The following is a 22,650-nucleotide window of genomic DNA, read 5'->3' on the forward strand; positions in this document are numbered from 1 at the left end:
CCTGTCCTATCTTGATGTTCTCTCACCGATATTTCAACATTCAACCTACCATACCTACACATTTACAGATCAAAACCCGAGGTTTTGAAAGGCACAACTTCTTTAACCTACTATTTCAGAATCAAATCAGGCAAACTGATACTGGCTTTAAGGTAATCACCTATAACAGAGATCCTTTTCCGATTTGGAAAGTTTTTTTGTTTTAAGGGGATAAAACAATTGTAAAATATAAACAGCCAGGTGTTTATGCTAACGATATCCTCATCAAGAAATTTACTTAACATCAGAGTGCCCAAGGCTCATGGTTGGATTCACTTCATCACGAATAAGCTGTTTTAGTTCTTTAATTTCAGGAAAGCGTTGCATTTGTTTTCTATCAAAAATTAGTTTCTCACCAATTTGAATAGTAAAAACGCCCGATGTTTCACTCGGCATTAAAGTTACCCCCTTTACCTCTTCTACAAAAGTGGTCAAAATTTCTTGCGCCATGTAAGCCGAACGCAGCATCCAACCACATTTAGGGCAATAGGTGATATTAACAAGTGGTTTCTCCATTTTTATTTTTTTTTTACAAGGGTACAAAAAATATGGAGGGATGGAAAATGGAGATTTTAAATGGGTGTTGAAACCTATTAAGCATCTGCAGATGTGTCTTCTCTTTTTTCTTTGTTGTAATTTCGGATTCAGCTAAACAACAATGAATAAAATGAACTAAACAAGTTAGTTGCTTAAAATGTTGTCAAAAAGAGAAAAGGGTAGCCACATCCATGTCTACCCGTTTCAAATTACTCCCGTGTTAGAGGAACTATAATTACAACAATGAAGCAATTTTTGTTTGCTTCATCTGGATAATCATACAACGCCAGTCTTAAAACACGTACTGGTTCTACGGTTTATCTTTTAACGGAATTTTAAACCAGAATACCGAACCTTCGCCTTCTTTACTGTTTACACCGATTTCGCCTCCATGGCGTTCAACGATTTCGGCCGAAATATATAAGCCAAGCCCAAGCCCCGAAAAGCTGTAGGAAGAAGCTTCTACACGGAAAAACCTGTCGAAAACAAATTGCGCTTTATCGTTAGGAATTCCAATTCCGAAATCCTGTACAGAAACCAACAGGTAATCGCCCTCTGCTTTAGACTGTACTATAATTTTATCCGCATTAGGAGAATATTTGATGGCGTTGGAAATAAAGTTGCTTAAAACCTGTTCAATCCGGTTACGATCGGCATACACCTGAACATTAGTAATATCCTGTACAACCCGGTGTTCATTCATGCTTTCCTGTAAACCATCAATAGCATCTTCAATAACGCCGGCAATATTGAATTCAGAGAAATTGAAAGTCATTTTACCAGCTTGTATCTTGGTTACATCCAATAAATCTTCAACAAGAGCAGTCAATTTTCCAATCTGACGGTTCGCCTTATCTACAAATTCATAAATCTTCTCAAACTTCCGCTGTTCGGCCATCCTCAATGCAAACTGTAAAAAGCCTTTAATACTGGTAATCGGTGTTTTTAACTCGTGACTGGCAATACTCATAAACTCATCTTTTCGGTGCATAAGCTCTTTAGTAGCCTGTTGTGCTTTCATTAAATCGGTTACTTCGAAACCAAAAAAAGCAATGCCATCAATTTGCCCCTGATCAGAAAAAACTGGATTTAGGATAATATCGAACCACTTTTCAACCGATTTTCCTGTAGCGCGGTTTAACTGCTCGATCTTATAGGCGCTGGCTACATAAGTTTCGCCAGTTTTCATCACATTTCTCTCTATTTCGAGCAATTCAGGTGATTCGAACTTAGAACCATTTCCAATCCTTGATCGGCCTATATAATCGGTTCCGCCATCGAAAGCTTTAAAAGCTTCGTTAACAAATTCATATTTGAGGGCTTTCCCCCTACGGATGGTGATTAAAGCAGGTGCATTTTTAAAAATGCTATAAAACTCATCTTGCTGTTTCTTGATCAGCTTTTGAAGTTCGTTACGTTTTTTCTCGGTATGTTTCTGTTTGCTAATATCGATAACATAAGTAATTGCCCCGTTCTGAACATCTTCGTCTAACAACGCCGAACCAACCAAAACATCTACCGGAACGCCCGCTTTGTTAAGGTATTGTTTTTCGAATGGTGGGCAGAAGCCTTTTTCTTTTAATAATTTATGCGATATTTTGCTGATCGGCAAAAAAGCTTCCGGTGTAATCTGCATCCAGTTAATATTTCCATTTTCGAAATCAGATCGCGAATAACCTAAAAGTTTTAAAAAGATATCGTTAGCATCTTCTATCCGCCCGGTTTCAATATCGCTAAACAAAATTCCGATCACATTCGATTCGAAAATCTTTCTAAATTTACGTTCTGTCGAGTTTAATCTCACCTCAGTATCTACCAGTTTTGATATATCGACCATAGAACCAACCATACGGTAAGGGGTATGTAGATTATCTAACAGGATACTTCCGCGGTCGAGCAATGTAGCATAGCTACCATCTGCTTTTTGTAAACGATACTGGGCCGTCCACTGGGTTTTGTTGTGGTTAATGGCTTCATAAACACTTGTTTTAACACGTTCACGGTCATCGGGATGGATTTTATCGAACCAAAATGCGATATTTTCGGTGTGTGCATCTTTCTGATAACCGAACATAGAGGTGAAATTGTCGCTCCGCCACATGGTGTTATTGGCCAGGTTCCAGTCCCAAATGGTATCGTTTGTGGCATGCGACACCAGGTTGAAACGTTCTTCACTTTCTGAAAGTTTCATGGTACGCTCTTTCACTTTTAGTTCGAGATCGGTATTGAGTTGACGCAGGTTCTCGCGCGTGCCTAAAAGTTCATTATAATTCTTTTTCAACTTGTGTTCAGCCAATTTTTGCTGACTGATATCGGTTAATGTAGCTACAAAACCATCAGACATTTTTACCGCAATTAGCTGTAACCACTGTTCTTTAGAAAACTGGAGCTCTGTTTCGAGCACCTTTCCGTTTTCTACCACGCCAACATATTTATTAAAAAGATTACTTACCGTAAGTTCAGGAATCATTTTCATCAACCTGGCTCCAGTGAGCTCCGATTTGTTCTTCTTTAAAATACTTAGTGCCGAATCGTTATAGGTGCTGCACTCAAAATCCACAATAAAATGTTTAGCATCTCTCACGGCTTTAAATGCCAAAATCCCATTAAGGCTTGCATTAAAAACACCGCTTATGATATTGTTCAATTCTGTAATTCTGGAAATATCTACAAAAGAGATCACCACACCATCTGCCCGCTTATCTTTCCTTAAATAAGGCATTACGCGCATCAGGCATCGGGTATTATTTTTCAGTTGTACTTCCTTTTCGATTACATGCCCATTAAGCAGTACCTTTTTAATATCGCTGATTAGATTTTCTGCCTTAATATTGTTCGAAATGTGTTCTATAGACCTGCCAATATCTGATTCGATAAGATTCACCATACTTACTGCCGCAGGATTAAATTTACGGATAAACATTCCGGCGTCGAGAAAAATCTGACCAATATCGGTACTCCTGAAATAATTATCCAAATCATCATTTAATTCGATCAGTTCTTTGATTTTTAACTGGTGTTCGGTATTTAGGGTATGCAACTCTTCGTTTAATGATTGAAGCTCCTCATTGCTGGATTGGAGCTCTTCGTTGGCTGAAAGTAGTTCTTCGTTGCTTGATTGGAGTTCCTCATTAGTGGTTTCCATTTCTTCTACAGCCAGCTGCAGGTTCGAGCGTGTTTCGTTCAGTTCGGCCTCCAGTTCAAATACATATTCGGATTGGTTAGCATCATGAAAGCCAGAAAGAACAAATTCATCCTTATCGGCAACAACTTCTGAAACATGTTCTACAAAAACTACCATGGTAAAACCATTGGTATGAACCGGGGATGCCGGTACAATGGAAATGTCTACAAAAATATCTTTAGTAATCTGTGTAAAACGGATCTTCTTTAATTCAATCTTTTTATTTTCTTTCCAGGCTTTCCGTAACCCGGTATTGAGCACGATAGATACCTCCCGCGGTACCATCTTTAAAATATTGAGTTCGATACTTTGCTCAGGAAGCGATAAATATTGACGGTAATCGCCAACCGCATCCTGCATGATGTACGCTTTATCAATAAATACCGCAACATAGCCCAGATCTGACGAAAGAAAATCGGCCAAACGTTTTTCTAACGGGTTTTGTAGCACCGCGGTGTTACCTCCTTTTTTACGTTCCTGGCCAATTGCGGCCTTCGCACCAGTATTGTAGGTATTGTAACTGGAATAATTGATTTTTCCAGTCTTCTTATAGATTTTCGATTTACCCGAAACTTCTGTTAAACCAGCCTTCATGGAAGAAGCGGTTTCGCTTGATCCCAGAAACAGATATCCATTTGGCAGCAGGGAGAAGTGAAATATGGAAAGAATTTTTTCCTGAAGGATGCTATTGACATAAATGAGCATGTTTCTACAGGTAACCAGGTCGTTTTTAATAAAAGGAGGCGATTTAATTACATCATGTTTGGCAAAAACAACCTGTTTACGTAGGCTTGCAACAACTTTAATGTGCTTCCCTTCCTGTACAAAATACTTCTTAAAAAGTTTAGTGGGTATTTCTTTTTTTACCGACACCGGGTATTCGCCACGAGAGGCAATCTCAATACTTTTTTCATCAATATCAGAAGCGAATATTTTTATCTCGATCTTTTTGCCCGATCGTTCTACGCAATCATCCGCAAGTGCTGCAATGGAGTATGCCTCTTGCCCGGTACTACAGGCACAAACCCAAATTTTGATCACATCGCCGTTTTCTTTCCGGTTAACGATATCCTTGATGGCGAACTCATTAAGTTCTACGAAAGCCTGCTCATCTCTAAAAAATTTAGTTACCCCAATCAGGAAATCCTGCGCTAAAATCTTTACTTCATCTGTATTGTTATACAAAAAATCAACATAACGGTCGAGTTTTTTTATACCTCTTTCGTTCATCCTCCTGCCAATACGCCTGATAATAGTAGGGGTTTTATACAGGTTAAAATCATTTCCACTAATGTTGTGTACCAGTTTAAAAACCTCGTCGAGCAGTTCTTCGTTAACTTTACCATTTTCGAGCACTTTAACAGGTTCTTCATTTACATAGCTAAAAAGTTCTTCCTGCATCTTAGAAGGAACCATTATATGGTCTGCATTGCCAGATGCAATGGCCGAATTGGGCATACCATCAAATTTAGCAGACCCCGGATCCTGAACGATAACCATTCCACCGTTTTCTTTTATGCTTTGTATGCCTTTGGTACCATCGGTACCGGTTCCTGAAAGGATAATCGCAATTGCTTTCTCTTTTTTGTCTTTCGCCAGGGTATGTAAAAAATGATCGATTGCGGTATTAGGTGCCTTAATCTGCGATTTATCAGCGAGCTTAAGTCGCCCCCTAACCAAGGTCATGAGTTTATTATTAGGAATGATATATACACAATCTTGTTGGATGGCCATATCATTGGCTGCTTCGAACACCTTCATATGGGTGTGCTTTCCTACAAGCTCTACCAATAAACTTTTATAATCGGAAGAAAGATGCTGGATCACAACAAAAGAAAAACTCGAGTTTGCCGGCATGTGGTCAAAGAACTCATGAATGGCTTCCAAGCCACCTGCAGACGCACCAATGGCAACAATGTATTTATCGTAACGCTTATTCAATACCGATTCCTGCTTTTTTTCCATTAAGCTAATTGTAAAGTTGCTTTGTTCTAAATTCAAATATAAAATTCCTTAAAGATTCGGCTATTTCCAGTTCATTATTGCTCCAGGGCAACGACTGTCCATAAACGGTTTGTAGCCAAAGCTTAAACGAATTTCTCGGGTGATAGTTTTTACCATCTTTATCAAATTTGATCACCTGCTCAGGATCGCCGCCCCATTTGATCTGCTGTATTACTTCAGGCCTGAAACAGATGATATAATCGCCGTTCCTACCATCAATCGGGATAACCAAAATCCCGCTTCCAAATTTTTCATATGCTTTCGCTTCCTCATACACCCCACTCAAATGATCGCTGGCATACACCTTTTCAGTTTCTTTTCCCTCAAGCCATAACATCAGGTTATATACTTCACTTTTATCAGGTACATCTCCACGTGATTCGATTCTGTTACCCATCTTCACTACCACTCCGCCTGCATTAAACAAAGAAAGAATATTTAAGTTTTCATCTTCAAGCAAGCCTTCGATAATATCATCTTTCGAATAAATAAGATCGGTTATTATAGTTCGTTTTTCAAGTCTGAAAGCAGACTGCTGATAATCTTCCTGGCTTAATATGGCCGTGATGCGATTGGAAATTTCTACCGAAAGCCATTCGAAAAGATAGCGCATATCTACATTCGGATGTTTTGGTTCAATATGATGACATGAAATTAGCCCCCAGAGTTTGTCGTGATGCAATACCCTGATAGACATTGATGCACTGACGTTCATATTCTGCATGTATTCCAGGTGTACCGCTGCAACACCGCGTAAATTACAATCAGATAGATCGATAAAGGCATTGGTTAAAGGATTGATAACAGGAAACAATCTAACAGGTTTATACGCACGGTTAGAAATAAGCCTGAAAGGATTTTTAAGGTAAAGTGCCCTTGCTTGTTTAGGTACGTCAGAAGCCGGAAAAGTTTGCCCAAGATAACTTTCTAATGCCCCTGAAATTTCCTCGGCAATTACTGTCCCGTTCCAGGCAGAATCGAACTGATACATCCTTACTCCATCGAAACCTGAAATCTGACGTAGTTGCTTAATGGCAACATTACACACTTCCTCCAGTGTTGAGGCACTCTCCATGGCCGAAATAAACTGCCGTACTTCCTGAAAAACGTCTGAAAAACTTTTCTGGCCATCCGTTAAAGCAGTTTCTATTTCCAATAAGGTATAGTCATTCTTAATGTGGACCAAACCATTGAATTGCATTTTTTCATTATCATTTTTAAATGTCAGATTAACTGGAATTCTGTCTTTCGCATCTCCTTTAATCAGTTTAATAATATTATCTATGTCTTGTTGGCTAAACCATAATGATAAATGTTTATTTATCATCTGTGCTGGTGCCTCATTGGTAATTGTACTTAAGTTTTCGCTGATTTGTATAATATCCAAGGTTTTATTATCCAATACGATTAAATATCCATAATCTTGAATGGAATTAATGTGGTGAATTGGTAAATTTCCGCAGAATTCTGCATCATAGTTTGGTTTATCTGACATTTCTGACTATTTATTTTTGGAAAAACATAATGCTTAGGAAAAGCAAAAGATTTCATTCTTAACAATTATAAGGCCAATTAAATCCTCATTTAGGTTTAATTTCCTCAAATTGGACCATCAAGTGCATCATGCAACTAAAATATAGATTAAGGACTTTATTGAAAGAAAAACAATAAAAATATTACTGCTCATACAACCCAGCGGAATGTTATTTTATGTTAAGGCTTAATCGAAAAATATTGCACATCAATAAATTACCCGAATCACCTCTGGATTTGTCTTCAATGGCCACCTAAAAGTAGGCCTGGAACAGTTAATTTAGGACATAATTTAGCCTATATGAACAAGAATGTTTTAACTGCCAGCGTTGAAATAAACCAGCCAATTAGCCTGGTTTGGAAAATCTGGAATGAACCCGAGCACATCATTAAATGGAATGCTCCATCAGACGAATGGATCAATGAGAAAATTGAAAATAACCTGGAAGTAGGAAGTGGTTTTTTATACGTTATGGCCAAAAAAGACGGAACCGAAAATTTTGATTTTCGCGGAACTTACACCGAAATTATTGAGCATGAGCGAATTGCTTATACACTAGACGACAAGCGAAAAAGCCTGATCACTTTTACAGGAAATAACCCAGTTACGCTTACCGAAATCTTTGAACCCGTTCCAAACCTTGATTTAACCATGCAACAGGAATTCTGTCAATCGGGGCTGAACCAGCTTAAAGCATATGCAGAGCAGCTTAATAAATGACTTCAGGTTTTAATACAGAACTGGTTTCACTGCGATTTCGATTTAATTTGAGGTAAGAATAGGTTTAGCTTTCCTGGGCTTTTTCCTTTTCTTCCACCAGATGATAAAACCTGTAACCGGCAAACTCGCTGCAACCAAAGCCGCTAAAAAAGAAAGAATTTTATTCGGCAATCCTAAAAGCCTGCCTGTGTGCAGATCGTAATTGGTGGCTTCTATTAAATCAGCCCCGTTAAAATCTTTATACAGTTTAGCCCTGGTCATTGTGCCGGTAGCTTCCTCATAAAAAAAGGTATTCTGGTTGCGTGCCCAACGATAGGGATAAATCATCCTTAATCGCAGTTCACCTTTACCACGCAGCGAAAAACTAGTGGAAATAGCACCAGGGTATTTAATTTTAGCTTCAGTATAAATTTTATTGTAACGTACAGGTATGGGATCGATGTGTGTGGGTTTGGTTAAAACGATGGTTTTACCTTGTCCCAATTTGCTTCCGGTAAAAAAGCTAGCCGCATTTTTCACCTCTTTAAAAGCAAAGTACAAACCACTCAAAGCAGTAACCAATAGCACAACTGATGCATAAAAGCCCAATACGTTGTGTAGATCGTAATTTAATCGTTTAAACGAGGCTTTTCTTTTAATCGTTAAAGATTGTTTTAATAACCGCATTTGACCAGGAAACCAGAGTACCAGTCCCGTAATCAGCATGATCACGAAAATAACCACCGACCATTGCATGATGAACTTTCCTGTTTTTCCTAGCAACAGGGAGGTATGGATGTGCTCTACAACCTGAAGCCAATCTTCGCCACCTTTTTTTACCAAGGCGGCATTGTAAGGATTAAAATAGTAAACAATCCCCTTTTTAGTGGTAATTTCTACTGTTGCATTTGAAAATCCATCTTCAATTCTGATTAGCCTTAACTGATCTTTAGTTGATAACTTTTCGAAATTTGAAATGATATGATCTAAACCTACAAAAGGCTTCTGTTGAAGTTCTACGTAACGGAAATCTTTTTGTGTAAAATCTCTGATTTCTTCTTCAAAGATATACAGCGCACCAGTTACACTAATAATAAATACCACCAGGCCAGTAGCCAGGCCGAGCCAGAGATGAATGTTCCTGATAGTATTTTTAAAATTCCTGTTCTTCATTGCCTAAAAAGCGTAACCTAGCGATAGGTTAAATCTGCGTCCATTCCCTCTTACATAATTTACATTGCTGCCATAAAACTGAGAAATGGCAGGATAATAAACTTTATTCAATAAATTCTCTACACCTACCGATAGTTTTAAAGGCTGTGTAACCTGATATACAGCTGCAACATTAAATAAGTTGAAGGCTTTTACCGGGCCTTCGCCAATTAAATATTTACCTGCCGCATTGGTTTTGAAGCGGTCGCGATTTCCTACACGCATCCAGTTTACATCTAAACTTAAGTTTTTAATACCTGAATATTTAAGGTAAACAGTGGTTTTTGATGGTGGGATACGGGTTGTGTTTAAATATACATCTTTCTCTCCGTTAAAATTGCCATCATTATCTACATCGCCTTTCCCTTCTACCTGTGCATAGTTACCACCGATGCTCAAATCGCGTAGAACCTGATAATCTGCCTGGATTTCAAATCCATATACACGCTCTGGAATACGTTGAGAGATGTAAGTTCCATTAACTTCTAAAAGATTGGCGCCCAGTTTAGACGTGCTGTAATAATAAGCAGCACTAAAATTCAGTTTACCTACGGTACTGCTAAAACCAGCTTCGTAATTGTTTACAATAATTGGTTTAGTTTCTAACTGCGATAAAGTATTGCTTTTTGCGGCCCTTAGTACCCTACCTAGCTCGAACACAGAGAACGACTGCGCATAACTGATAAAAGGGTTAAAAAACTTGAATTTCGAATAACGTGCGCCAGCATTAAATACTAAAGCATTATAATTTAATTTACCGCCCTGCACCGCTATACTTCCTGCACCGTTTGCACCGGTAGCCAGGGTATTAAAGTCGTCTACATCAATGTTTATATTTTCTACCCTTAAGCCTCCCTTTATGGTTAAATCATTAATGAAAGTTGCAGAAGCCTGTAAGTAAGGTGCAAAGTTCACCATATTCATATTAGGCACCCACAAACGGCCATCTGTTAAGCTTTGAGCAGTTTTATCGTTCATTAAATCCAAACCATAGTTCAATTGCATTGGTACCTGATCTGTAATATTAAAAGGTGTGTTCAGGTTTACCCTTGCGCCTTTTTTGGTTGAGGTAATAGCCGATTGGCCACTGCCGAAAAATGATGCTGAGTTGGAATAAATGGTATAAAAATCCTGGTAATATATATTGGCCGTTAAATCTGTTTTACCGAAAATCTGCTGATTGGTGTATTGTAAATTAGCATTATGGTTAAATCTTGTTCCTTCATCTTCACCCAGTCTTTTTCCATAAATACCAATAGCCGGCGATTGACCGTAAACCCCATCTTTGGTTAGGTATTTAGAATGCTGCCTGGAGCTGAAATAATTATACATCACCTGTAAACGCTGTTTTGGAGTAAAGTTATATCCCAGTTTTACAAAACCATTGTAAGATTTAGTCTCACCTAAACCATACTCAGGAGAAATCACCAGGCCTTCAGCATCGCGAAAAACGCCAGTTTTTTCGAACATACCACTTACCAGATAATCGAACTTACCTGTTTTGCCGTAAAGCTGTTGCGAAAAGCGGTACCCTATGGTGCTATCGCCTTTTAAGTTTCCTGTAATTCCGGCTTGAGAATAACCTCCGAATGATTTTCCTTTATCTGCTTTTTTAGTAATGTAATTAATCAAACCTCCTTCTGCACCATTACCATAAATGGCAGTAGCACCTTTAATAACTTCAACACGTTCTATAACCGAAGGATCGATACTGCGGATATCCCTTCCTCCTGCCCTTAATGGAGTAGATTGCGGAATACCGTCAATTAATACCAAAACATTTCTACCGCGCAAAGTTTGACCAGAGTTACCCGTTTGGTTGGTAGAAAAACCCAATCCGGGTACGCTGTAAGATAGTATATTGGCTAAATTCGGACTAATTGTAGATTGTGTATTTAATTCCTTTGCTGTAAGCACCGTTACCGAAGATGGTGTTTGCGACAAAGATTCAGGTCGTCTACTTGCCGAAACAATCACATCGTTAAGTTCTGAGCGTTGCTCTTTTAAAACAAAAATTACCTGAACTGTATCGTTTGCAGTAACCGATACGGCCTGTTCCAATTGATCGTAACCAGTTATCGAAATCCTGATCTGTTGGTTTCCTGCCGGGACATCCGTTAACTTAAATGCACCGTTTTTACCTGATGTGGTTTTAAGATTTTGTTTTTTAACCTGTATGTTGGCAAACGGTATGCTGTTCCCTAACGAATCGACAACTTGTCCAGTAAGTGTGCCCTTTCCTGTTTGCGCAAAGAGGGGAATTGTGGATAAAAGAATAAGCGCAGCGGCGAAAAATTTTATGTATTGGAGTTTCATGCAATTTTTAAATTTCGGCAAAGCTAGCATTATTTAGACTTGTTAAAAATAATAACTCAAAAAAGATACCTACATGGTGTTTAATCATTCATCATTTTAAAATAAATAAGTCATAAGATTTAATTTATCTGATATTTGCGTTAAACCGTTTGTAGTAAAAAAAATGTTGGAAACAAAGATGAAGTACGCACTGATAACCGGAGCCAGTAAAGGTATTGGAAAATCTATGGCCATTGCGCTGGCCAGGAGAAAAATCAACTTGTTGCTTATTGCCCGTTCAGGTGGTGAATTAAGCGCTTTACAAACGGAGATCAAAAACGAATATAGTGTTGAAGTAGATATCTTGTCAATCGACCTTAGTCAGGCTCAAGCTCCAAAAGCAGTATACAATTGGATAACAGAAAGAAATTATGCCATTAATATCCTGATTAATAATGCAGGTTATGGATTATGGGGGAAATTTGAAGAACTGGATTTAGGTGCCCAGTTAGAAATGTGTCAGTTGAACATGACTACGGTAACTTCATTGTGCCATTTATTGCTTCCGATCCTTTCAACAGAAAAAAAAGCTTATATACTTAACGTTTGCAGTACTGCAGCCTATCAGGCGGTTCCAACCTTGGCCATTTACTCGGCAACTAAGGCTTTTATTTTATCTTTTACGAGGGCTTTGAGGTTCGAGCTTAAAGATGGTCCGGTTTCTGTAAGTTGCTTGAGCCCAGGCCCTGTTGATACTGGTTTTGCCCACCGGGCCGGATTGGATGCCTTTAACAAAATGGCTGAAAAATTTAACATGAGGCCTGATGAGGTAGCTGAAATCGCATTAAAAGGAATGTTTGCCAAAAAATCTGAAATTATTCCGGGTTTTACCAATATCATCAGTGTTTATGCCAACAGGATCCTGCCAAAGGGATTTATCGAAAAAATGGCCGCGGGGATTTATAAGACTTAGTTCTATGTGTAGTCAGATGTTTCTATGAATTATCATAGTTGATGCATGAGTGTCGGATGGTAACATCCAACACCACGGATATAATACGATTGGTTGTTTGGAAAGGAAAGGGCAGTTATTCTTGGCGGTTTGCAGTCCTGCTTTTGGTACAAGTCCCGATGAAAAATCGGGAGCTTTCCCCGTCAATCAGGTTTAGGAACAGAGGTGAGTGCACTATACAACCCTAAAAATGAAATACTGTTTAGGCCATCTAGCCCCGATTGAAGCGCTACCCTGCAGCAAGGGGGCATCCCGAACTTTCGGGAAAGCGTATAAGCGGAAAACGGGAACAAAATAACCTATTACTACTGCAATTGCGCTCCAAATGCTAAAATATCTATTTCATTTAAAATAAAGCTAAGTGTCGGATGGAAACATCCAACACCACGGATATTTAACACCTCGAGGTTGTGCAGTCAGATGTTACCATCTGACTGATCGTATACCCTCATTTCCATGAATTATTCTGTCAATGTATAAGTGTCGGATGGGAACATCCAACACCACGGATAAAAAAATCCAATAGCCTTTATTTGCACAGCTCTACCCTACCGCAACTCCCTCCAAAAAAAAATATTTTAAAAAATTTCAAATAAAATTCTTTGGAATATTAAAAATATGTTACGTTTGTATTAAATACTACTAATTCTATAGACTATGTCGAATAAAACAAACACGTTTTATTTTCCTCCAGTACCGAACCACTCGCCCATGCGAATGTGCTGTTGCTGCGCATAACTACCTCCAATTTATCTTTTTCCTAAATCTTTTAAATTTTTACACATGGCCACATCGTATCCAACCTTTACCTTATCTGAAAAATTAACACAAGAACAGCTTGATTTTTTTAATACAAATGGGTTTATCCATTTCAAGAATTTCATCAAACCCGAAACAGTTTCTTCCATTATCGACGCTTCTAAACAAGTAGAACAAAAATGGATACAGGAAGATATTAAAAAAATAAACGGCGTACCAATTAAATACGGAAAAGATCTTGATGGCTCAGCAATTGTGCAACGGTTTGCTTTTATTAACCAACAGCATCAAACGCTAAGTGGCCTCTTATTGGATCCACGCTTTAACGCATTGCTTCAATTGGCTGGCGATGGCGCACGTTTAGGTACTGAAGAAAAAGACGGTATGGTATTTAACCACTACATTAACGGACCAGAAAGCAAATTCAGTAAAATGGGCTGGCATACAGATGGTTTAAGAGATATTTTCTACGGCACTAAACTGAACCCGATGCTAAATGTAGGCATTCACCTGAGTACCTTAAAGCCTGAAAATGGTGGATTAAAAATTATCCCTGGTACCCATAAACAAAGTATTTACCAAATGCTCTTTCGCAAAAAATATTTCCTGGATAATAAACCTGATGCTCAAGAAGTATCGATATTGCCAGAAGCAGGAGATTTAACCATCCATGATGGAAGACTGTGGCACAGGGTGGCAGAATCGGCCATTCGAGGCGAGGAAAGCAGAAGGCGTGTAATTTACGTACCCATCATCGCAGGTAAATATGCCCCAAAAAATGAGAATAGTCCAACAGTATTTTATCAGCGCTTCGCCGGAATTGTAAAATAAATTTATGTTATTTGCCCTATTGTTTACTTACCTGGTCAGATCGGGGAAGCTAAAGCGAATGGCTGATTATTCTAAAGGTATTCCGAAGAAGATCAGTTTAAAATTTTACCGAGCAGAAACAGCTATTCTCTTTGGCGCAATTTTGATCGGCACTTAAATTGGAGGCTATTATTAAACTAAAAGAAGACCATTTAGATGGCAAAAGGGTATTTGCAGACCGCGAAAGGACAAATATTTTAAGAAAAGGCGAACAGGGATTGATCTTATTTTTGCTTCAAAGGGTTCCTAAGTGGATTACGCCCAATATGATGACAGGGATTGGCATGTTCGGATCGCTGATTGTGTTTTTAAGCTTTATTTTGGCTGGTTTTTATGCGAAAAGTTATTTGCTGATCGGAATTTTTGGTTTTATGATCAACTGGCTCGGCGATTCCCTCGATGGCCGGTTGGCGTACTTTCGTAAAATCCCACGGAAATGGTATGGCTTTGCGCTCGATATTGTGATGGATTGGCTCAGCATTATCCTGATCGGTTTGGGCTACTATTATTACGCTGACGGTAACACACAGATTTTCGCATTTCTTTTTGTGGTATTGTACGGTTGGTCGATGATTATTTCTCAACTGCGTTATAAAATTACAGGCTTTTACCAAATTGATTCCGGCCATTTAGGCCCCACAGAATTACGCGTAATTATTTCGCTTATCTTAATTGCCGAAACTTTATTTACAGGTGCCATTACTTATTTCGCAATTGCTATGGTATCGCTGTTGTTGGTGATCAATATTATCGATACGTTTAAACTTTTGAAAGCGGGCGACGCTAAAGATGAGGAGGAGAAGCTATAATGACCTGGGCATCTGTTAAACTTTTCCTCAAAGCACAGGTATCGGCTTTTTCTGGTGGCGTTACCGATTATGGATTAATGATCCTACTAACCGAATGGCTTCATATCCACTTTACCATTTCGATCTTGATTTCTGGCACCATGGGTGGGATGGTTAACTTTTGTATTAACCGTTTTTGGGCATTTAAAAGCAACGATGGTTATTGCAGTTCTACAAGTGGACAGCTAATCCGGTTTTTTACTGTGGTTTTGGGGAGTATTTCACTAAAATCAGCTGGCACCTACTTATTGCACCGAAGTTTAAATCTCGATTATAAACTCGGCAGGCTTTTAATTGATAGTATTGTTTCTTATGGCTTTAACTATCCGCTAATGAAATATTGGGTATTTAAAATCAATACAGTGGAGGCTGTTTGCGCTGAAGAAACAAGCGATTGCTTTGAAACCCTGAGCAAGGAACAGGCCATCTGAGTAAATTAAATCTTTTTCTTAACAGCAAAAGCAAATAATGCTATTATTTGCCTTTATCAAACGTTTGCGCGCTAGCTAACAGGAGTATCCACCCTAAGGGTAACGGGGAATAAAAAACGACCATAAAAAAGGTAAGAGGAATGTCCAGCCCAAACGATGAAGCATAAAAACTGAACACCTTGCCTTTACCTTATTAGTTTAATATTATTTTAGCGTCGTTTACTCTATTTTCATTAATTTTCTTGATAATCTCTTCAAATTTCGATTCTTTGGCGACGTACTTATTTAATAAATCGATCTGATTTAAGCCCCTCACCAAGTTGTGCTCAGGATAATTTGTTTTATAGTAAATATCGCCGTTTAAGAAATCGGCTATAAACCTTACTGCTTGCATGTAAATCATAAATTTACCCGAATAAATAAAGAACTGTTTTTCGGTAAAGGCCAAAACCTGGTCCATTTCTTCCATATAACCTTTATGTATTGCGGCAAAAACATCTTCTCTAATGGCTATTTTACTAAAATCCTTTTCCTCTTCATTGGCCTCTGAGAGATAGGTACGCATCATATCGCCCACATCGCTGATAAAGTATCCGGGCATTACGGTATCTAAATCGATTACACATAAGCCTACCCCAGTTTCGGCCTGTAACAGTACATTGCTAATTTTGGTATCGTGGTGTACCACACGTAAATTAAGTGCACCACTATCTACCATGTGTACATACTGCTCTTCTATATTGTAATGTCTGATTATCTCTTCTATAGCAAACTTTGCCTCGTTAATCCTTTCATCGCCAGCTTGTTCTAAAGCTTTTTTAAACTGCTCTACACGTAAAGGCAGGTTATGAAAATCTTCAATAGTGGGCTTTAATTTTTGTACATTGAAGGCACAAAGCATCCTGGTAAATTTACCAAACTGCTTAGCAGCGTGGTAAGCCTGCTCAGGCTCATGTACAAAATCAATAGCGCAAGAATTTTCCACAAATGGAAAAATTCTGTAAAAATGATCGTCAATAACCACAAAATCATCTCCATTTGTAGCCGCAATTGGGGCAACAAATAAATATTTAGGGGCTGTTTGATCAAGATATTTTTTTATTGTCTCAATATTCTGAGCAATATTTTGAGGCTGTCGAAAAACCTCCGTATTTACCTCTTGCAAGATATAGGCTAATCCCTCATCGTAAACTTTCCAGGTATGGTTAATTAAGCCCGAGCCGAAAGGTTCAATTTTAAATTTTTCTGCGTTAAGTCCATAAGCACCTAAAACTGCTTGAAACATAAGATGTTAATATATATTTGAATAAAAATAGTTCCAGGCAAACCATTTGTTCAACCTGAATAAAGTTGCGTATTAAAATATGCGGGCAAGCCATAAGCAATACCCGCAATCGAGACTAAAAGCCGCTATCGTCTAAAGCGAAAGTATTTTTTCGATCTTTCCATTTTCCTTTTGTAAAATCAGGGAATTTTTGTGGCATATTTCCTTCTTTTAACGATTTGGTAGAAAGTGGCATAATTACACTCATGGTAACTGAATCATATACATCAATAGGTGTTTGTTTTTTCTGTTTTACCGCCTGGATAAATCCATTAAATACAAACCAATCCATACCACCGTGACCGGCGCCTACAGCTTCTTTTTCATATTTTTTCCAAAGCGGGTGGTCGTATTTAGCAAACCATTCATCAGCTTTATCCCAGGCATGATCTTTCGATTTATGTTCGATGTGCACTGATTTGTTTACATCCATCCATAGACCTTTTGTTCCCTGTACCCTGAAACCTATAGAATATGGTCTGGGCAAGTGGGTATCGTGACTTAACAATACGGTTTCACCGTTTGCACAGTTGATCAGCGTAGTGGTAACATCACCATTTTTATAGTTAATTTTAGCATTAGGGTGGCCCGGCGACATTTCTTCTACGTAAGCAGCCAAACCTCTTGCCTTAGAACTGAACGATACCAGGCTGGTAAAGCTGTTTCCCCTGTTAATGTTAGCATATTGCATTAAAGGGCCAACACCATGGGTTGGATATAAATCGCCATCCTGATCGATGTTGAACTGTGTACGCCATTGTGCCTCGCTTAATGCTTTTGGCCCGTACTCTACCCCACCGCCATAATAATCTTTACCGTTATTAAAAAGTACGTTTCTTAAGTTATGCTGGTAACCACCTTCAAGGTGCACCAGTTCGCCAAAAAGGCCCTGTCTAACCATATTTAGCGCTGCCATTACATCTCTACGGTAACAAACGTTTTCTAAGGTCATGTAAGGCATTCCTGTTTTTTCAGAAGTGTTTACAATATCCCAGTGGTCTTGTACACTTAAACCTGCAATTACCTCGCAACCTACATATTTACCAGCTTTCATGGCATCAACTGCCTGGTCGCGGTGAAACTGCCATGGCGTTGCAATAATTACGGCATCAATATCTTTACGGTCTAAAAGTTTTTTATAGGCATCTAAGCCACCGGTATACTCTGTTGCTGCAGGTCTGCCTTTTTTGGCAATAAAATTACGGCAGATTTTAAGTGAACTTTCCTGGGTATCGCAAATTGCAACAATTTCTACATCGTCTCTTAAGGCACCTTCAGAAATATGGCTCATACCACGTGCACCCACACCGATATAACCTACTCTTACTTTTCCACTGTCTGATGATGCAAATAAACTTCCGGTTGGCAGGATGGTTAAACCAGCAGCCGTAAATGCACCATTTTTGATAAAATCTCTACGTTCCATTTGTGTTATTTAATATTTATTGTTTAGTTTTTAAATTGATCCGGTTAATACTGAACAAACGTTTTACCTGCTATTCTTTCGCACTTGTAAACACCAAAACCCATTCACTTACAGCACATTATTGCGTTAAAGATTTTTAAAAAGTTTTTGACCATGGTAAACTGATCGGGCTGTTTCTCGTGCATGTTCCAAAATAAGTAAGTACAAACCGTATTTAAACCCATGGCTTTGGCCATTTGCAAACGCTGTTTCCATTCGGCTTTTGGGATACGGGCAAAATGCATTTTGCCACAGCGTATTACATATGGCTTGCCATTAAGCTCAAAAGATTCGGCACCTATTGCAAAGGTGTTTTCTTTTTGGGGCCGGCTATTAATAGATAAGCTTATTAATAGCCCTAAAACAAGTGTTTTTGTAAGCAAATGGGTACGCATTTATGCTGGTTCTTTTCGGTTTTGTTGATTTGTATTTTTTAAAAGTAGAACAAGCAAACGAGCATTACAACATAAATATCAGCGCAAACGATTGACTAATTTTTACGTAACCCATTTATTTAAGCCCAAAGCAAACGATGTATTTGCTGTGCTTATTTAAGCTGCGCTGCAAGGCCTTTGCTACATACGCCTATTGCCTGGCAAATGGTTACTAAAGCTTTTCGCCTACCCCTATTACCGCTATTTAAAAGACTTTACATTTTAACAAGGGCCATACTGTAGAAATAATAAAAAATATGAGGAAGTATTTCCACAAAGGCAGCACAAAATGGGGAAATATGGAAAAACCTCTACAGTTTTATTCGCACAAATAAAATGCGCTGAAGTTATTTTTTCACCTACGCATTAAAGATTAAATCTGGGTTTTCGAATCATTTGAAAGGGTTTCAATCTAAAATTTGATGGTAGGCATACTTACTCGCCTATTTAAGATTACCTAATGAGAAAATTTAGGCAAGGTTTTATCCACTACATTTTTGGAGGATGATTTTAAATTTAATTATTCTCTACAGTTAAGTAAAAACCTACCTAAATTAGAAAAGCTTATGGCGAATTCAGAAAGCGGCTACGCAAAAAAAGCCGCCAATTTAAAAGATTTAATTATCCGTTTAAAAACCCTTGGGGATGATTATAATCCTCCCAAACCCAAACTCTCAGTAGAAGCCTTAGAAATCTTATCTAAAAATGCAGACGATGCCAATCGTGCCCTAAGTTTGGTTTTGCCAGTTTATAGTAAAGCTGTTGATGAACAAGAGCTCATTTTCAAATCTTTAAATGCATTAATTACCAGAAGTTATAATTATTTAAAGGCAGCTATTGATAATCCTTCCGAGCTACAAACTGCTAAAACACTTGCTGATCGTTTAAGAGGAATTGGGAAAAATAGTATATCCGCTGATGGTGCCGCCGGCCCGTCTAAATCGCGGGTATCATACGACAATAGAGTGGAGAATCTTAAACAATACATTGATGTGCTAACCACGAGTAAAGTATACGAACCTACTCAAGAAGATATCAGTATAGCCTCTTTCCAAACCCTACTAGCGAGTATGGAGAGCAATATAACAGCTGTTGCGATTGCTAAGACACCTGTTGATGATGCACGTAGAAACCGATTTAATATCTTTCATACAGAACAAATCGGCTTGGTCGATACTGTATTAGGTGTTAAAAGTTATATTAAAGCATCTTTAAATATTAATCACCCTCAGCGTAAACATATTCTAGCGCTAACTTTTACAAGAATGAAATTGTAAGTATATTTTTAATACCTCCCTATAATAGTTTGATCAAGGTTATCTTATTTTTAAGATAGCCTTTTTTATTTATCAGCTTGATATAATGCTTCTAATCAACCTCTTTCGCTGTAATTTTTACACACAAAGCTAACCAAGTTAACTTATTATAGTTATTTTTAATGTTCATTTAAAAAGCTAAAATACATGAAAGGTTTTATCAGTCTAGTAATGAGCGAAAATGATGCTCAATGGTTAATATCCATATCTTCAATTTCAATGTTAGAAGAGTACCCTCAATTCAAATGTAGAATAGTTTTAAAGGAACGAATAGAAAGCACAGGTACTAATCTTGTGGCGGTTGTAAAACAGTCTTACCGAGAGGTAGTTGCTCTGATTGAGGAGGCTCAAAAAGAACAATAGAACTCATAGCAAGCGTTGACTTGCACATATCTAGTGCGGCAATCGCTATACCATACGGCACTTTGTCTAAGACCTTTGTTAAATCGTTAATAAGATTGTCAAAAGAACCATTCTCTGTGAATTCTCGTTTTTGAATTGAGACTTGTGTTTTAAGAAGTATAGTGCGGGAAACAGGAATGACAGAACATGAAGTTTATGAAGTTATTAAGGAGACTGTATAAAATCAAAATAAAACCTAGAGTTCTAATATTGTCTTTAAATTAGGCAAGATAAAATGACTTATATCACTAGCTATAAATAGGTTGCCTCATTTCATGAGGCAACCTATTACTTTAATCTTTAAGACGTTGTTTTCTATAACTCAAATATGTTTTCGGGTTACAAATTATATAATCTATAATATCAATCTTCACTTTTTCGCAGGCATCAAAACAAGTGCTTACAAAGAGTTCATTAATAGAATCAATAAAAAGAGGCCTCTCGTCATTGTATTTCAAAATGACTATACCATAAGCATTACACGCTATTGCTAAACCTATTATTTGTTGCACATAGTTACCCACTATCCCAAAATCTTGCAATTTGTACCAGGAAAAAACATGCAGTTTTTCGTTTACAAATAACACGTACCGTTCGTTTTCGTAATTGGGTAATGGTTTACCACTGATATGTTTTAAAAATTTAAAAGAAAACTTAGCCTTACTTACATCTAAAGGCCGTTTGAGCGCTTGATAACCGAACTTAAGCTCAGCTAAAGCAATTTGATTTTTCGTTGGTTGCATTTTGAAAAAAAGTTAAATACGCGCCCAGGTCACTGCAACCAACGTCGGAAACCGAAGTGATGCTAGACTTTCACCAGTATGCCTGGGCTTATAATAAATAATTAAAATTGCTGGATTTCTCCAACGTTGGTTGCATTGTAAAAGTAACAAAAACTTAATATAATTGATCGATTTTTTTGACAATTAGTAACAATTATTATTTATTATCCTTCTATAATCGTAGCAGTATAAATTGTAGTGTCTTTAATCATCTTTAATGACGTGACAACGTTATCAAAAACAGTAAAATTAGGCAAGTTAAGTACCGCGGAGAGTATATGATTATCCTTAAAAACTATTCTATTAATACTAGGATCAAACTGTTTTAGTTTCTCGTACATTTCTGTCGCCCGCTTACTTCTTAAAGCATCAGATTCTTGACTAAGTTTTAATTCAAATAATCCTTTCAATTTGGCTTTAGGATTCCATATTGTATCCTCTGAAATTGAATCAGACTGCCTACTTCTACTATCAATTTTATCTAATCTTTCCATTATTAATTTTAATGGGCTATCATCATCAAGTGTTTGAAAAATTTTATCTTGAGACGCAGCAGTATAAATTGGATTATCTGGTTTCTCATCTTCTAAAGCAATCTTTATCATTTCTCTTAATTGTTGTTTAGCAACAACGTTACCAGATAAAGAATCGGAATAGAAGATGGTCCGCTGATCAGTAATATCAAAAGGTAATTTAGGTGTGAGTGCTTTTTCAGCCATTATGATAACTGGCAGCCTAGCAGCATGGCGAATAGCCAACTCATACATTACATTAGGATTTAAACCTGTCAAATTTACAATACACAGTTTATCCTCTAGAATTCGCTTTATTATCTGATTATTAATAGAACCAGATTTATTTATTTGATGGGCAGCTGTTCCTTTGAAGTTGAATTCTTCTAGAACTGGATTTATTACAGAGTCTATTAGACCATTGGCCTTACTAAAGGTTTCTGAACCAAAATCACCAATGGGAGTGATTATAAAGCATTCATCAATTTTTGGGAGTTCAGCAAGTGGATCTTGATTGCTTTCTTTTAGTTTTTCAGTTTGCTTAGCCATGAGTTATTAATTTAACGGACTAAAATAGAAAATTGTTTTTAATTCCTTCTATTGTGATATTTAATCATTAGTAAAAGCAATTACCATTTACTTATAATATTCAACAACCTTCTTCACAAACACTTCCATCCTATCTTTTAGCGACTGCAATTGTTCATAAGCAGCATCTATCCCCTCCATAGGATCTTTAATCTGTAAGCGCTCCAATCGCTTGAGTTCGCCACCACTAATTCTCTTTTCAAGTTCCAAAAATTCTTCTGGTGTTTGCCAACGTTTAATTTCTGGATCATATATCCAATGCTTAGCAGTCTTTGCTTGCTGATATATGGTAAAGCAAGTTACTGATGCCTTAGCTGGTTCTTCATACTTATAGTTCTCTTTTTTCAGTTCTAACTCGCTTTTTCTTATAAGTTCTTTAGGCTTCATTTTGCTAGTTCTAAAA

18 protein-coding genes are annotated in these 22,650 nt (G+C 37.7%); 7 read left to right on the top strand and 11 right to left on the bottom strand.

The annotated features are described in order from the left end of the window. Window positions 1-273: 273 nt before the first annotated feature. From AC1RJ8_RS02220 to AC1RJ8_RS02230, 3 genes are all read right to left on the bottom strand, one after another. Window positions 274-555 (bottom strand): Rdx family protein, encoded by a 282-nt coding sequence (locus AC1RJ8_RS02220; protein WP_492951983.1) that lies wholly within the window; start codon window positions 553-555, stop codon window positions 274-276. 331 nt (window positions 556-886) lie between these two features. Then, the gene (locus AC1RJ8_RS02225) at window positions 887-5,725 is read right to left on the bottom strand and encodes a chemotaxis protein CheB (protein WP_492951982.1); all 4,839 of its coding nucleotides are present in this window, start codon (window positions 5,723-5,725) and stop codon (window positions 887-889) included. Between the two features lie 4 nt (window positions 5,726-5,729). Further along, window positions 5,730-7,259 (bottom strand): GAF domain-containing protein, encoded by a 1,530-nt coding sequence (locus tag AC1RJ8_RS02230; protein WP_492951981.1) that lies wholly within the window; start codon window positions 7,257-7,259, stop codon window positions 5,730-5,732. Window positions 7,260-7,598: 339 nt separating this feature from the next. Between AC1RJ8_RS02230 and AC1RJ8_RS02235 the strand changes: the two genes are divergently transcribed. Continuing rightward, window positions 7,599-8,018, top strand: a complete 420-nt coding sequence (locus tag AC1RJ8_RS02235) for an SRPBCC domain-containing protein (protein ID WP_492951980.1) — start codon at window positions 7,599-7,601, stop codon at window positions 8,016-8,018. Between the two features lie 42 nt (window positions 8,019-8,060). Here AC1RJ8_RS02235 and AC1RJ8_RS02240 read toward each other — a convergent pair whose 3' ends face one another. Next, the gene (locus AC1RJ8_RS02240) at window positions 8,061-9,170 is read right to left on the bottom strand and encodes a PepSY-associated TM helix domain-containing protein (protein ID WP_492951979.1); all 1,110 of its coding nucleotides are present in this window, start codon (window positions 9,168-9,170) and stop codon (window positions 8,061-8,063) included. A 3-nt stretch (window positions 9,171-9,173) separates the two neighbouring features. After that, window positions 9,174-11,525: a TonB-dependent receptor gene (locus tag AC1RJ8_RS02245; protein WP_492951978.1), complete on the bottom strand. Its 2,352-nt coding sequence runs from the start codon at window positions 11,523-11,525 to the stop codon at window positions 9,174-9,176. Window positions 11,526-11,703: 178 nt separating this feature from the next. Here AC1RJ8_RS02245 and AC1RJ8_RS02250 point away from each other — a divergent pair, with 178 nt between their 5' ends. The 4 genes from AC1RJ8_RS02250 (at window position 11,704) to AC1RJ8_RS02265 (ending at window position 15,424) form a co-directional block, all read left to right on the top strand. Then, window positions 11,704-12,477, top strand: a complete 774-nt coding sequence (locus AC1RJ8_RS02250; protein WP_492951977.1) for an SDR family NAD(P)-dependent oxidoreductase — start codon at window positions 11,704-11,706, stop codon at window positions 12,475-12,477. 822 nt (window positions 12,478-13,299) lie between these two features. Beyond that, window positions 13,300-14,106, top strand: coding sequence for a phytanoyl-CoA dioxygenase family protein (locus tag AC1RJ8_RS02255; protein ID WP_492951976.1), 807 nt, complete (start codon window positions 13,300-13,302; stop codon window positions 14,104-14,106). A gap of 158 nt (window positions 14,107-14,264) precedes the next feature. Continuing rightward, complete coding sequence (locus AC1RJ8_RS02260; RefSeq protein ID WP_492951975.1) at window positions 14,265-14,954, top strand: CDP-alcohol phosphatidyltransferase family protein; 690 nt, start codon at window positions 14,265-14,267, stop codon at window positions 14,952-14,954. Further along, window positions 14,954-15,424: a GtrA family protein gene (locus AC1RJ8_RS02265; RefSeq protein ID WP_492951974.1), complete on the top strand. Its 471-nt coding sequence runs from the start codon at window positions 14,954-14,956 to the stop codon at window positions 15,422-15,424. The genes AC1RJ8_RS02260 and AC1RJ8_RS02265 overlap by 1 nt, the downstream gene beginning before the upstream one ends. A 193-nt stretch (window positions 15,425-15,617) precedes the next feature. On the opposite strand, the gene AC1RJ8_RS02270 is transcribed toward AC1RJ8_RS02265, so the two are convergent. The 3 genes from AC1RJ8_RS02270 to AC1RJ8_RS02280 form a co-directional block, all read right to left on the bottom strand. Beyond that, window positions 15,618-16,709, bottom strand: a complete 1,092-nt coding sequence (locus AC1RJ8_RS02270) for a phosphotransferase enzyme family protein (protein WP_492951973.1) — start codon at window positions 16,707-16,709, stop codon at window positions 15,618-15,620. 115 nt (window positions 16,710-16,824) lie between these two features. After that, window positions 16,825-18,174 carry a Gfo/Idh/MocA family protein gene (locus AC1RJ8_RS02275; RefSeq protein WP_492951972.1) on the bottom strand — a complete coding sequence of 450 codons (1,350 nt, stop codon included), beginning with the start codon at window positions 18,172-18,174 and terminating at the stop codon, window positions 16,825-16,827. A gap of 104 nt (window positions 18,175-18,278) precedes the next feature. Next, the gene (locus AC1RJ8_RS02280; RefSeq protein WP_493008023.1) at window positions 18,279-18,596 is read right to left on the bottom strand and encodes a beta-galactosidase; all 318 of its coding nucleotides are present in this window, start codon (window positions 18,594-18,596) and stop codon (window positions 18,279-18,281) included. Window positions 18,597-19,144: 548 nt separating this feature from the next. Here AC1RJ8_RS02280 and AC1RJ8_RS02285 point away from each other — a divergent pair. Continuing rightward, on the top strand, window positions 19,145-19,924 hold the full coding sequence (locus tag AC1RJ8_RS02285) for a hypothetical protein (RefSeq protein WP_493008024.1): 780 nt from the start codon (window positions 19,145-19,147) through the stop codon (window positions 19,922-19,924). A 186-nt stretch (window positions 19,925-20,110) separates the two neighbouring features. After that, on the top strand, window positions 20,111-20,326 hold the full coding sequence (locus AC1RJ8_RS02290; RefSeq protein ID WP_492951969.1) for a hypothetical protein: 216 nt from the start codon (window positions 20,111-20,113) through the stop codon (window positions 20,324-20,326). Between the two features lie 332 nt (window positions 20,327-20,658). On the opposite strand, the gene AC1RJ8_RS02295 is transcribed toward AC1RJ8_RS02290, so the two are convergent. The 3 genes from AC1RJ8_RS02295 to AC1RJ8_RS02305 all read right to left on the bottom strand — a co-directional run bounded on the left by AC1RJ8_RS02295 (window position 20,659) and on the right by AC1RJ8_RS02305 (window position 22,634). Then, window positions 20,659-21,108: a hypothetical protein gene (locus tag AC1RJ8_RS02295; RefSeq protein ID WP_492951968.1), complete on the bottom strand. Its 450-nt coding sequence runs from the start codon at window positions 21,106-21,108 to the stop codon at window positions 20,659-20,661. A 203-nt stretch (window positions 21,109-21,311) separates the two neighbouring features. Beyond that, window positions 21,312-22,208, bottom strand: coding sequence for a hypothetical protein (locus tag AC1RJ8_RS02300; RefSeq protein ID WP_492951967.1), 897 nt, complete (start codon window positions 22,206-22,208; stop codon window positions 21,312-21,314). A gap of 87 nt (window positions 22,209-22,295) precedes the next feature. Then, window positions 22,296-22,634 (bottom strand): hypothetical protein, encoded by a 339-nt coding sequence (locus AC1RJ8_RS02305; RefSeq protein ID WP_492951966.1) that lies wholly within the window; start codon window positions 22,632-22,634, stop codon window positions 22,296-22,298. Window positions 22,635-22,650: the final 16 nt, after the last annotated feature.

It is taken from the genome of Pedobacter sp. GW822-FHT03F06 (assembly GCF_058801365.1).